We start from the raw sequence: 12,995 nt of genomic DNA, 5'->3' as shown, positions 1-12,995 counted from the left end.
TCAAAGTGTTAGCTTGTTACCCTATCAGTGCGACTCAAGAAAACTGGCTTCATGATGCTTTGGTCTCGCTTGTTCGAGCCGTACATCAAAGAATTATTGATAACAATCCAATAACGAAAAGTCAGGCTTGCTGGATAGATATCATGCCGTCATCACTCACTGACGAACAGAAAATAAAAATTCAGAGAAGAACTGGCATTAGAGATAGACTCTATGATTATAGTGAAAAAGTTAAGCTGTTAACCTCTCAAGAGCGATTAGATGTATTAACCGCTTTGGAAAGACAAAATCAAATACCTGAATTGCTAAGCAATCAACTAGCCCCCATTTCAATTAGACAACGCTTTCCTCTTGCCCACGAAAAAGCACGCGACTTGTTTGTGTTTTCCTATGAAAAGCTCACTGACTTCAAAATTAGAGAAAGGCAGTATCAAATAGTTTTCAACTCTATTGATAATAAGTTCTGCATATTTTGTGGGCTTGAGCGCCTGATGAATCCTGCCGAAACTGCTCAAGATCAAGACCATTATCTCTCCAAGAGTGAGTATCCTTTCTCAGCTGTCAATATGAGGAATCTTGTCCCCATGTGCCGCTGCTGCAATCGTGACTTTAAAGAAGATAAAAACTTGCTATTGGATGAGCAGAGTAACTTAAGGCCTGCTTTTGACCCTTATGGTAATGTCACTATTGAAGTTTCACTAACAAGCAGTTCGTTAGACAACCAAACAAGCCCACCAAAACCTGACTGGGATATCGCATTTATTCCTGCTAGGCCAGAAATAGCAGCTTGGGATGAAGTTTTTTCTATTCGCGAGCGTTATAAACGCGATGCATTGAACCAATATTTTACTACATGGTTGAGAGTCTTTACTGATAAATGCGCCAGAAGGAGACGTGATCGTGATATTTCTCCAGCTCTTGATTTTGAAGGAGTTAGAGGTGTCTTGGCACGTTACTATGAGGATCAAGTTGAAGATCATAAGGTTGGTGTAAATTTTCTCGAGCCATATGTGTTCGAATTTCTCCTCACAAAGTATGATGCAGAGGAACCGAGAGTTGTTAACCTAATTCGTGATGCTGTACTGGGTATTGATCTTGAGGAGATAGCTTAATGGGGCAATCCGTTTTGGATCCGGTTTTATTCAGTGACATCCGTGAGCTCATCACCGACTCCCGCCAAAAAGCATCTGCAGCAGTCAATGCCTCCCTGACTTTCATGTACTGGCAAATCGGCCACCGCATCAATCAGGAAGTGCTGGGCGGTGAACGAGCCAAGTATGGCAAACAGGTAGTGGTTTCTCTCGCTAAACAGCTCACCCAAGAGTTTGGCCGGGGCTTTTCGGATAAGCAGCTGCGGCGGATGATGCAGTTTGCCGAAGTTTTTCCAGAGCAGGATATTGTCGTATCACTGATGCGACAATTGAGCTGGACCCATTTTATTACCCTGATCCCTATGAAAGACCCGCTGCAGCGGGAGTTTTACGCACAAATGTGCCGCATTGAAGGCTGGAGCGTACGGGAACTGGGGGAGGGGGTTGACTCTATGCTCTATCAGCGAACCGCGCTCTCCAAAAAGCCGGAAAAACTGATTGAGAAAGAGCTGCAAACCCTGGCTGCGAAGAACCGTCTTGAGCCCAGCCTGGTACTGAAAGACCCTTATGTGCTGGACTTTCTGCAGCTGAACGATCATTACCTTGAAAAAGATCTTGAAGACGCTATTCTGCGCGACCTTGAAAGTTTTCTGCTGGAACTGGGTGCCGGTTTTTCCTTTATCGCCCGGCAAAAGCGGATTCAGATCGACGGTGATGACTTCTATATAGACCTGTTGTTCTACAACCGTCAGCTGAAACAGCTGGTGGCGGTGGATTTAAAGATCGGCCGTTTCAAGGCCCATTACAAAGGGCAGATGGAACTCTACCTTCGCTGGCTCGACCAGCACGAGCGCCAGCCCGGTGAAGAGCCACCTCTGGGCATTATTCTCTGTGCCGAAAACCGCAAAGAACAGATTGAACTGCTGCAACTGGATGATGCCGGTATTCATGTGGCGGAATATTTAACCGTATTGCCTGAACGCGAAGTGCTGCACACCCGCTTGCAACGCGCCATTGACGAAGCACACAAGAAGTATGTGCTTAAGGAAACTGATTAATGAACGCATCCTCCCTGGTGCAAAAGGTCTGGAACTACTGCCATACTCTCCGTGACGATGGTGTGGGCTATGGCGATTACCTGGAACAGCTGACCTATTTGCTGTTTCTGAAAATGGCCCATGAATATTCTGAACCTCCCTATGAGCGAGACACTCAAGTTCCTGTCACTCATAACTGGACGACCTTATGTAATAAAACCGGTGAAAAGCTGGAAGATCACTACCGTCATGTTTTAAAGAAACTGGGCGGTGAACCGGGCATGCTGGGGGCGATTTTCCATAAGGCTGAAAACAAGATTCCGGACCCGGCCAAGTTGGCCCGTATCGTCAAAATGATTGATGGCGAACAGTGGCTGGGTATGGACTCCGACACCAAGGGTGATCTGTACGAAGGCTTGCTGCAAAAAAACGCAGAAGATACCAAGAGTGGTGCAGGGCAGTACTTTACGCCCCGTGCCATTATTGATGCCATGGTGGAATGTGTACAGCCAAAACCTATGAAGACCATTGCCGACCCGGCCTGTGGTACCGGTGGATTCTTCTTGAGTGCCTATAACTGGATTTCCGAACAAAAACTCAATACCAAACAGAAAAAGTTTCTTAGGGATGACACCTTTTACGGCAATGAGATTGTCCCTTCTACCCGCCGTCTCTGCCTGATGAATCTATTCCTGCACAATATTGGTGATATTGAAGGAGAACCCAGCGTAGCTCGGGCTGATGCATTGTTGAAGGCACCAGAAAAGAAGGTGGACTATGTTCTGGCCAACCCACCTTTTGGCAAAAAGAGCAGCATGACCATCACCAACGAGGAAAAGCAGGAGAACAAAAAAGAAGACAAGGACTCCCTGACCTATGAGCGCCAGGATTTTTGGGCGACCACCACCAACAAACAGCTGAATTTTCTTCAACATATTGTTTCCATGCTCAAGACTTCCGGGCAGGCAGCCGTCGTTTTACCCGACAATGTACTGTTTGAAGGCGGAGTGGGTGAGCGTATTCGCAAAAAATGGTTAAAAAACTGTAATGTGCATACCATCCTGCGCTTGCCAACCGGTATTTTTTACGCGAACGGTGTAAAGGCCAATGTTGTATTTTTTGACAACGCGCCACGTGACGGAAAAACACATACCAAAGGCATCTGGTATTACGACCTGCGAACCAATAAACACTTCACCCTGAAGCAGCGGCCATTAACTCTCAATGATCTTCAGGATTTTATTCAGTGTTATAACCCTGATAGCAGAGCGGATCGGAAAGAAACCGAACGATTCAAATTCTTTGAGTATGAAGAACTGGCCGCCAGGGATAAAACCAGCCTGGATATTTTCTGGCTAAAGGACGACAGCCTGGATAATCTGGACAACTTGCCGCCACCCGCCATCCTGCAACAGGAAATCATTGATCATCTTGAGGCTGCCCTGGCTTCGTTCAGGGATGTGGCAGAAGGGTTGCCAGCAACAAGCTTCGAAGTATAGATACACCAGTAATTATTGACTTTACCTTAAACAGTCATGGCCGGAAATGCCGCTCAACCGGAACTATAAAAATGACTACAGAGCCCGAAATAGCGGCATTTTCATAGTAAACGGTATTACATGGTCGTTTTCCTTGTTCCTCTCAAATGGGTGGGGTGGAAAAGCCTGGGAAGAAAGCTGGACAGTACTTGATGCAGGTCAATGCTGAGGGATTTACCTGATTCTGATCGTTAATTACTTCGGAATAAACGGTTTTTTAGATATAATCCTGCCCGACTTTATGGCTTTTATACCCATCGCCTTTCAAGATGCTACGTTGTTGTCAGCGTTCGCTCACCCCGATCACCTACTATTCGTAGGCTCACGGGGATTCGCTCTCTTGTCGCCTAGTAGCATCTTGAAATTCAATGGGTATAGAGTATTTTTTGAACAGTTGTCTTAGGCGCCAAGCGTAACAATGCTTTTAAAAATATCAGCTGTAAAAGGGTCCAGAGTTAAGGAGTCCGAGAGACCCTTAAGCTTTGGATTGCCCGATTGACTGACCGATTTTAAGGGAAACGACTTGCTCGAAGTGGCGAAGCTGAGGTGTGAACGAGACGATCGAGTTCTTTTTTCAAACCTTTCCATTCAACTGTCACCCGGCGAACTGTTGCAGATAGAAGGCTGCAACGGGGCGGGAAAAACGACGTTTTTAAGAGTGCTGGCAGGCCTTTCCGGTGATTACCGGGGGCAAGTGCTCTGGCGGGGACAGAAGCTTTCCAGAGTCTATGCAGACTTTCGGCTGTCAACTTTTTACTTCGGCCACAAACCTGCGGTTAAAACTGAGCTCACTCCGATAGAGAATATTCTCTGGCGTTCAAGCCTTCGCAATGAACGTTACTCTGAACAATCCGTGTTTTCTGCCCTGGAGCAGGTGAGCCTGGCAGGGTATGAAGAGGTGCCCTGTGGACAGCTTTCTGCCGGGCAGCATAGAAGGGTTGCCCTGGCCGATCTTTCTCTGTCAACAACCCCGCTCTGGATTCTTGATGAACCTTTTACTGCCATTGATGTGGATGGGGTAGCCTGGCTTGAACAGTTGCTGGCCCGACATATTGAAAACGATGGTGCGGTAATGATGACCAGTCATCAGAGCCTGTCCAGGCTGTCTGACCGGGTCAGAAAGCTTCGTTTGGAGTTGTATACTGCGCCCGATGAAGAGGCAGGTCACGAAGAGTCGGAGGCCTGGCTATGAGTAGTACTTCATTGCAGGGCAGCAGGGCTTTTCTGGGATTGGTCAAAAGAGACCTGGTTCTGGCCTTTCGGACACCGGGTCAGACCTTGAATCCGGTCGCTTTTTATTTGATGGTAGCGAGTCTGTTTCCTTTAGGGGTTGCTCCTGAAAGGGAACTCTTGTCTCAACTGGCAGGTGGCATTGTCTGGATTGGAGCGTTACTTGCCGTGCTTCTTTCTCTGGATTCCCTGTTCAGAAGTGATCAGGAAGACGGCTCGCTGGACCAGTTATTGTTATCGCCACACCCATTACCTTTGCTGGTGTTGGCTAAAATTTTTGCGCACTGGCTGACCACCGGTGTGGCACTGATTGTTATGGCCCCACTACTGGCGTTGATGTTGCATTTACCGACGCAGGCTTTTCCTGCATTAATGCTGAGTCTGCTGTTGGGTACGCCCCTGATGAGTCTTGCGGGGGGCATTGGCGCAGCTCTGACAGTGCGTGTACAGAGGGGGGGAATACTACTGACATTATTGTCTTTACCTCTGTATATTCCTGTCCTGATTTTCGGGACAGGTGCTGTTCAGACTGCGGTAGAAGGTCTGTCCTACTCAGGACACTTGCTGTGGATGGCAGCATTGCTGATGTTGGCGTTGTGTCTGGCACCCCTGGCGATAGCCGCATCACTGAGAATAGTTGCAGACGGCTGAACGGTTGGCCAATAGCGACAGGAACGAGTCACGGTAGAGTAAATAATGAACTGGACTTTTTTTCACAAAATGGGTTCGCCCAAATGGTTTTACGAGATCAGTGGCAAGTGGTTGCCCTGGTTGGCCATTCTGGCAGCTCTGCTGATGGCAACCGGTTTGATCTGGGGCCTGATGTTTACTCCGCCAGACTACCTGCAGGGTAATAGTTATCGGATTATTTTCCTGCATGTGCCGACTGCTTTTCTGGCATCCGCCATATACGTCATGATGGCCTGTGCCGGTGTGGTGACCCTGGTGTGGAAAATGAAGCTGGCTGATATGGCACTGAAGTGCTGTGCACCTATCGGCGCTTCATTCTGTCTTCTGGCTCTGATCAGCGGTGCCATCTGGGGTAAGCCAACCTGGGGTACCTGGTGGGTGTGGGATGCCAGGCTGACGTCCATGCTGATTCTGTTGTTTCTCTACATGGGAGTGATAGCGCTTCGTGGAGCCATCAGAAATACCAATACAGCAGCAAGAGCCTGTGCCATTCTGACGCTTGTCGGGGTCATCAATATCCCCATTATCAAGTTCTCGGTTCAGTGGTGGAATACCTTGCATCAAGGTGCCACTCTTAAGCTGACTGAAAAACCGTCCATGGCGCCTGAGATGCTTTGGCCGTTGCTGATCAGTATTGCGGCTTTTTATCTGTTTTTTACCGTGATCCTTATTCTTCGTTTGAGAACCGAGATACTGGATCGCGAGCGTCGAACCAAATGGGTTCACAAGACCGTAGTGGCCGGGCTGGAGAACTGAGAAATATGTATTTTGAAAATCTGGCCAGTTTGATACATATGGAAGGCCACGGCGTTTACGTGTGGTCGACTTACGGCATTGGTCTGCTGATTATTGCCTATAACATTATTTCCCCGTTACGGGCCAGAAAACGGATCGTAGCGCAGATTCAGCGCCAGGTGCGCAGTAATCAATCGAGAAACCGGAGCCATAACCGCTCCAGGGCTGACAGACAACAGAGCGCAAAAAAAGCCTCTGGTGACAATAAAAACAAAGTAACCAGTCAGCAGAAAAATAGACTCAGTATTAAAGATCAGGGTGTCCGAGAGGGAGAGGTGGAATGAATCCAGTTCGTAAGCAGCGTTTATTATTAGTCCTTTTGCTGGTGGCCGGCGTCGGTATTGCTGTGGCTCTGGCCCTGTTCGCCCTCAAGGAAAATATCAATCATTACTTTTCTCCCGCGCAGATGGCCCGTGGTGAAGCCCCCATAGGTCAGAAGATTCGTGGTGGTGGCGTCGTGGTGCCAGGTAGCGTCAAGCGTGACCCGAACAGCCTGAAAGTCACTTTTCGCATTAGTGATGGCGATGGTGAAGTGGAAGTAGAATATACCGGTATCCTGCCAGACCTTTTCAAGGAAGGTCAGGGCATCGTTGGGACGGGTAAACTGGTTGGCACCGGAAAGCTGGATGAAAACCGCCGTTTTGTAGCCGAGGAATTGCTGGCCAAGCATGATGAAAACTATATGCCTCCAGAAGTACAGAAAGCCATCGACAAGGCTCATGGTACGAAGTCAGGCGATCAGTCAGATAAAGCTTATGACACCCCATCATACCAACAGGAGAGTACTCAACCCGTTGAGAGCCTTCAGCCTCAACCATCGGAGAGCAAGTAATGAATCCTGAACTGGGGCTATTTGCCCTGATACTGGCCACCTGTCTGGCATTGCTGCAAAGCATTATACCGCTGGTAGGCAGCTACAATGGCCGACTGAACTGGATGGCTACCGGGAAAACACTGGCCACCGGTCAGTTCGCTTTTGTCCTGTTATCGTTCCTGTGTCTGGTTTTTGCTTTTGTCTCGGATGATTTTTCAGTCCAGTATGTAGCCAGTAACTCAAACTCTTTATTGCCTGTGTACTACAAGGTCACCGCCGTCTGGGGTGGTCATGAAGGCTCACTGTTGCTCTGGATTCTGACCCTGACCGGTTGGGGGCAGGTCGTTGCGTTGCGCAGTAGTAAACTGCCTCCGGAGCTTTCTGCACGAGTTCTGGCGGTTATGGGGATGATCAGCGTTGGCTTTATGTTGTTTATCCTGCTGACGTCTAATCCGTTTACCCGCATTCTGCCATTCCCTCCTGCTGATGGTTCTGACTTGAATCCGTTGTTGCAGGATCTGGGTATGATTGTTCACCCTCCCATGCTTTACATGGGCTATGTGGGTTTTGCTGTAGCGTTTGCGTTTGCTATTGCCGCATTGCTGGGTGGACAGCTGGACAGTGCCTGGGCTCGCTGGGCTCGACCCTGGACGACCGTCGCATGGTGTTTCCTGACTGCCGGTATTTCTCTGGGAAGCTGGTGGGCTTACTACGAACTTGGCTGGGGTGGCTGGTGGTTCTGGGATCCGGTGGAAAACGCTTCCCTGATGCCCTGGTTGACTGGTACCGCTCTGATCCACTCTCTGGCAACGACCGAAAAGCGGGGACTGTTCAAAAGCTGGACGTTGTTGCTGGCGATCACCACATTCTCTCTGAGTCTGTTTGGTACCTTCCTGGTGCGTTCAGGCGTACTGACGTCTGTGCATGCATTTGCCAGTGATCCACAGCGTGGTCTGTTTATCCTTGGCTATCTGCTGGTGGTTGTGGGTGCTTCATTGACATTGTTTGCCTTCAGGGCACCGGAAGTGAGAAGTAAGATCAGCTTCTCTCTGTTATCCCGCGAAACCCTGTTGCTGCTTAATAACATTATTCTGGTGACCAGTTGCGCCACCGTATTGTTGGGTACCATGTTCCCATTGTTGCTGGATGCTCTGGATATGGGGATGATTTCGGTAGGCCCTCCCTACTTTAATCTGCTGTTTATTCCGCTCTCCATGCTGCTGGCAGCCTGTCTGGGTATCGGTATTCTGGTGAACTGGAAAAAGGGCTCTGTCAGCTGGCTGAAGCAGCAGGTGCGGTGGATCTTTGTAGTGTCTTTGGTTGGTGGCATTGTCTTCAGCTTCCTTTATGGGGATCGTTTTCTGGTCAGCGAAGCGCTGGCAGTGGGGCTCGTATTCTGGATCGTACTGATCATTGCTAAGGATGTTCGTAACAAAACCCGTAATGCGGGTTTGCTGAAGGGCCTGACAAAACTCAAGCCTGCCTATTACGGCATGCAAATGGCTCATCTGGGTCTGGCTGTGACCTTTATTGGTGTAGCACTGACGTCTGGTTACAGCGATCAGAAAGATCTGCGAATGAGTCCGGGCGACTCTGCTGAGGTGGGTGAATATGTCTTCCGCTTTGATGGAGTGAGTCAGCGCCAGGGACCAAATTTTGTCGCGGACTACGGCTTGATCAGTGTCTTCAAGGATCAGAAACAGATTGCATTACTGAAGCCTGAAAAACGTGTCTATACCGTTCAGAACATGCCGATGACTGAGGCCGCTATTGATCCAGGCTTAACCCGGGATCTCTATGTGGCTCTGGGTGAGCCTCTGGGCGGAGACAGCTGGGCTGTTCGTCTCTATGTTAAGCCCTATGTTCGTCTTATCTGGTTAGGTTCCATTTTCATGGCGCTGGGTGGCTTGCTGGCGATTTCCGATAAGCGTTATCGTGTTCGTCTCAAGAAAAAGACAGCCTTGAGCCGAAAAAAGGATGCGTTAATGGGCAATAAAAGTCCGTCCCAGGAGACCGGGAATGATCAGGGCATCACGACAGGAGGTCAGGCGTGAAGCGCTGGAAACTGTTTTTACCATTAACGTTTTTTCTGATTTTCTGTGTGTTGCTTTATGTCGGTTTGTTCATGGAAGATAAAAGTGAATTGCCTTCTATGTTGTTGGATAAACCTCTGCCCCAGTTCAGCCTTGAAAAGCTGAAGAATCCGGGAGAGACGGTCACAGAAGAAGGCTTGAAAGGCAAAGTTCTGCTACTGAACGTCTGGGGCTCCTGGTGTCCTGCCTGCAAGGTAGAGCATCCTTATTTGATGAAGCTTTCCCGCCAAGGCATCAATATTGTCGGTGTTAACTACAAGGATGAGCGTGAGGGTGCACTGGAATGGCTGGATCGTCTGGAAGATCCTTACCTGTTCAATATTGTTGATAAGAGCGGCAGGCTTGGGCTGGATCTGGGGGTCTATGGTGCTCCGGAAACCTTCCTGGTCGACAAGAAGGGTGTGATTCGTTACAAGCACATCGGGATCATTGACGACCGCGTCTGGAAAGGCGATCTCAAGCCTCGGTATGATGCTCTGCAGAAGGAGTTGGTGAAATGACTCTAGACTATTTTTTCAGACGCTCAAGGCTGTTTAAACCGGGCTCAAGGCTGTTTAAATCTGCAAGTGTCGCTCTTTCTCTGAAGGCATTGGGGCTGGTGGTGTTTGTCGCTGTGTTGCTGGTCAGTTTCACGGCCAGAGCGGGAGTCATTGAAAACTATCAGTTCGACTCTCCAGAGCAACAGGAGCAGTTTTTCAGGTTGAATGAAAAGCTGCGCTGCCCTCAGTGCCAGAATCAGTCTATTGCTGATTCCAATGCGCCTATCGCTCAGGATCTGCGTCGTGAAGTGCACCGTATGATCATTGAAGAAAAGGCCGATGATGACACTGTGATCCAGTTCATGCTGGATCGGTACGGTGACTTTGTACTCTATAAACCCAGAGTGGACGCCCGCACCATAGCGCTTTGGTTTGGTCCTTTGATGCTTCTGTTGCTGGGCGTTTTCATACTGTTCAGGCTCCTTAAACAGCATCGTCCCGAGACAAAAGATGAAACTCTGGATGAAGAGGATAAAGCCGAACTGGATAAGATACTGGGTGGTAAAGATAAATGACGCAGTTCTGGATAATCGCCGCAATACTAACCCTCAGTGGACTCTCTCTGGTGGTGCTGCCGTTGTGGTTTCGCAGCCGACGCACCACGGATCAGGATGTTTCGGACAAGGCTTCTAACATTGCTTATTTCAAGGAACAGGAAGCCGAGCTGAAAAAACAGCTGGAGCAAGGATTAATCACAGTTGAAGATGCTGAGCTGATCCGTACGGAACTGGAAAAGAAACTGCTCGAAGATGTTGTCGATAAGGAAGACAAGCACAGTTATACCAGCAACAGTAATAGAGGACTGGCTCTTTTTCTGGCCGTGCTGATTCCTGCTATGGCGGTACCGGTTTATCTTCATCTGGGCGCCCAGACCGAATTGTCTGTGGCTGAAATAATGATGAACCCGGATGTTTCCCAAGAGGAGATGATTTCAACCCTGGAAGCCTGGAGTGACAAGCGACCCGATAGCGCCCAAGCCTGGTATATGTTGGCCGGCCGCTATATGGCAAAGGGCGAGGTTGATAAGGCGATTGACGCCTATAAGAAGCTTTATACGGTCACCGAAGGGAGCCCTCAGGCAGCGGCTCAACTGGCTCAGGTATTGTTCCTGGCGAACAGTAACCAGATCAATGGAGAAGTGCGTGGTTTGTATCAGGATGCTTTGAGCAAGGATGAAAGCAATACGACTGCGTTAGGGCTCAAGGGTATTGATGCTTTCGAACAGGAAGACTACAAACAGGCTGTTCAAGCCTGGACCCAGGCAATCTCTTTTGAGAATGACATGGTTGCCCGACAGTCGTTGTCTGCCGGTATTGCCAAAGCGCGTAAGCTGATGGGCGAAACGGTGGCAGAACTCAGGATTAATGTCGAACTGGCGCCTGAGCTCAATAACCTGCCTGCCGATGCTAGGGTGATTGTATTTGCCCGTGAAAGCGGGGCTAGAAAGCCTCCTATTGCGGCGATTCCCCTGCAGGTTGGTGACCTTCCCAAAGAAGTGATTCTGGATGACAATGCCGCGATGATGATGGGCTCAGGCAGTCTGTCCGATGCAGAAAGTCTGGATGTCGTTGCTCGAATCACGCTTTCAGGCGATGCCACCAAGGCTGATTATCAAGCGGAAGTACGTGACGTGAAAATCAAAGATAACGGTGTTATCCAGTTACGAATTTCACCTGCCAGCTGACAACTTATTTCGATAACTTCTCAAGCTTTACCGCTCAGTCACCTGACTGAGCGGTTCCCTTCTCTATTTTTCCTCTGAGTTTTTGCCAGAGGATACGCCTTTCCAACGCGACGGCTTCATTCTGATCCATGATCAGCACTGGAAAATTGAGCAGTATCACAGAGCGATCAAACAAGTTTGTGATATCGAGTATTTTCAGGTTCGAAGTGAGCTGTTTAAAGAGACAGTTGGTCAATGTATTGAGAGTTTTGCAAAGGACAAAGATCACCTGTTACCAAAATTAGCAGGTACCATCAATGCGTAAGTCTTAAGTAACTGAATCGGCTGATAAGGATGTAGAAAACATTCCCGTCGAAAAGGCTTGCAGCCTGCCTGTACCCGTCTACTTTATTTCAGACATTTATTAATCTCTAAGGATCGCTGGTGCTCTCCAGAAGTCGGGCATTCTTTGTTTTCTGTTTAGCTCTATTCATGGGGCCTATGGCTCTGGCCAACGCTTCTTTCACAGATCTGGACAAACTTTATAACAACACTTCGCCCTCATGGTGGCCAGAATACCAAACCATACAAACTGACCTCGAAGACCTGAGAGTTCAGGATGCCAGGCTTGGTTTGGAGAGCCTGCTGAAACGATACTCAGAAGATGAAGCCACTTTCACGCTTCTGGTTTTGCGTTACCTCTGGCTGACAGACACCGACGGCTGCAGCTTTCTGTCCAGCCTTTCTCCCACACCGGAATACTGGCTAACCAGCGCCCAGCTGTTCTGCCATTTTATGGAGGAGTACCGCCAGCACCTCAAGGCGGACTCTCAAACATCCAGTATTACGTTGCTTTACTATTGGTTGGCAGGTATTCCGACCCAGCATACCTTATTGGCAGAAAAAACCCTGCAATCCCTCCAAGCTATTCAGGTCGAGCATGATGACAGTCTGCTGCTAATGACCTTCATCAGTATTGTAAAGCTATCAGGGCATACTCCCTGGTGGCAGGTTGAGAGAGATTGGGACCATTGGCAAGAAGAAGTCTTCACCGGAAATAAACAGCAAATACAAACCTATAAAAACATTAGCTTTCTTCTGGCAAAACAGATTGAACTGCAAAAATTGACCCTCAACACAAACACTCACCCCTCATCTTTTCCTCTACCAGGAGCCAACGCCAACCTCGCTGTACAGGATCGTTACACTGGCACTCAATTCGGCCCTCCTGGAATGGCTTCTCCTAATCCTTGTCCTGGTCCCCGATGTTACGGCCGTAACTCAAGAGCTATAGACGCTGACAGAAGGCTGGCTCAAGAGCGGTATAACCAGATGCAAAATGCTATCAAACAAAGTCAGAAAAATGCCCAGCAAGCATTTAACAACATCCGGAATACCGTAAATAACCAAGTTCAACAAAATCTGAAGAACAGCCCATATAACCAGGCCAACATGCAGCAGTGGCATCAGAATATGCACGCGCAGGGGGCGGCTGAAACACAGCA

Annotated in this window: 13 protein-coding genes and 1 pseudogene; all 14 read left to right on the top strand. The window is 48.8% G+C overall.

The features are described 5' to 3' along the window. Positions 1-5: 5 nt before the first annotated feature. Positions 6-1,112, top strand: a complete 1,107-nt coding sequence (locus ACR2PX_RS05020; protein ID WP_433998267.1) for a hypothetical protein — start codon at positions 6-8, stop codon at positions 1,110-1,112. Beyond that, positions 1,112-2,149 (top strand): PDDEXK nuclease domain-containing protein, encoded by a 1,038-nt coding sequence (locus ACR2PX_RS05015; protein ID WP_433998266.1) that lies wholly within the window; start codon positions 1,112-1,114, stop codon positions 2,147-2,149. Before ACR2PX_RS05020 ends, ACR2PX_RS05015 begins: the two co-directional genes overlap by 1 nt. Further along, positions 2,149-3,627, top strand: a complete 1,479-nt coding sequence (locus ACR2PX_RS05010) for an N-6 DNA methylase (protein WP_433998265.1) — start codon at positions 2,149-2,151, stop codon at positions 3,625-3,627. Before ACR2PX_RS05015 ends, ACR2PX_RS05010 begins: the two co-directional genes overlap by 1 nt. A gap of 571 nt (positions 3,628-4,198) precedes the next feature. Next, complete coding sequence (gene ccmA / locus ACR2PX_RS05005; RefSeq protein WP_433998282.1) at positions 4,199-4,858, top strand: cytochrome c biogenesis heme-transporting ATPase CcmA; 660 nt, start codon at positions 4,199-4,201, stop codon at positions 4,856-4,858. Then, on the top strand, positions 4,855-5,547 hold the full coding sequence (gene ccmB / locus ACR2PX_RS05000; protein ID WP_433998264.1) for a heme exporter protein CcmB: 693 nt from the start codon (positions 4,855-4,857) through the stop codon (positions 5,545-5,547). The genes ccmA and ccmB overlap by 4 nt, the downstream gene beginning before the upstream one ends. Positions 5,548-5,592: 45 nt before the next feature. After that, positions 5,593-6,342, top strand: a complete 750-nt coding sequence (locus tag ACR2PX_RS04995) for a heme ABC transporter permease (RefSeq protein WP_433998263.1) — start codon at positions 5,593-5,595, stop codon at positions 6,340-6,342. Positions 6,343-6,347: 5 nt separating this feature from the next. Continuing rightward, positions 6,348-6,665 carry a heme exporter protein CcmD gene (gene ccmD, locus ACR2PX_RS04990; protein ID WP_433998262.1) on the top strand — a complete coding sequence of 106 codons (318 nt, stop codon included), beginning with the start codon at positions 6,348-6,350 and terminating at the stop codon, positions 6,663-6,665. Beyond that, positions 6,662-7,213, top strand: a complete 552-nt coding sequence (ccmE, locus tag ACR2PX_RS04985; RefSeq protein WP_433998261.1) for a cytochrome c maturation protein CcmE — start codon at positions 6,662-6,664, stop codon at positions 7,211-7,213. Before ccmD ends, ccmE begins: the two co-directional genes overlap by 4 nt. Continuing rightward, positions 7,213-9,249 carry a heme lyase CcmF/NrfE family subunit gene (locus ACR2PX_RS04980; RefSeq protein ID WP_433998260.1) on the top strand — a complete coding sequence of 679 codons (2,037 nt, stop codon included), beginning with the start codon at positions 7,213-7,215 and terminating at the stop codon, positions 9,247-9,249. Before ccmE ends, ACR2PX_RS04980 begins: the two co-directional genes overlap by 1 nt. Further along, positions 9,246-9,788 (top strand): DsbE family thiol:disulfide interchange protein, encoded by a 543-nt coding sequence (locus tag ACR2PX_RS04975; protein ID WP_433998259.1) that lies wholly within the window; start codon positions 9,246-9,248, stop codon positions 9,786-9,788. The genes ACR2PX_RS04980 and ACR2PX_RS04975 overlap by 4 nt, the downstream gene beginning before the upstream one ends. Further along, positions 9,785-10,342: a cytochrome c-type biogenesis protein gene (locus ACR2PX_RS04970; protein ID WP_433998258.1), complete on the top strand. Its 558-nt coding sequence runs from the start codon at positions 9,785-9,787 to the stop codon at positions 10,340-10,342. The genes ACR2PX_RS04975 and ACR2PX_RS04970 overlap by 4 nt, the downstream gene beginning before the upstream one ends. Continuing rightward, a complete protein-coding gene (gene ccmI, locus ACR2PX_RS04965; RefSeq protein ID WP_433998257.1) occupies positions 10,339-11,511 on the top strand; it encodes a c-type cytochrome biogenesis protein CcmI in 1,173 nt (390 codons plus the stop codon). The genes ACR2PX_RS04970 and ccmI overlap by 4 nt, the downstream gene beginning before the upstream one ends. A 79-nt stretch (positions 11,512-11,590) precedes the next feature. Further along, positions 11,591-11,815 (top strand): annotated as a pseudogene (locus ACR2PX_RS04960) (IS701 family transposase); the annotation flags it as partial. 119 nt (positions 11,816-11,934) lie between these two features. Beyond that, the coding region (locus ACR2PX_RS04955) for a hypothetical protein (protein ID WP_433998256.1) at positions 11,935-12,995 on the top strand (1,061 nt) is incomplete at its 3' end.

It is taken from the genome of Endozoicomonas sp., assembly GCF_051008435.1.
Taxonomy (GTDB): domain Bacteria; phylum Pseudomonadota; class Gammaproteobacteria; order Pseudomonadales; family Endozoicomonadaceae; genus Endozoicomonas_A.
Note: the sequence above shows the minus strand (reverse complement) of the source record. Positions and strands in the feature narration are given on the sequence as shown.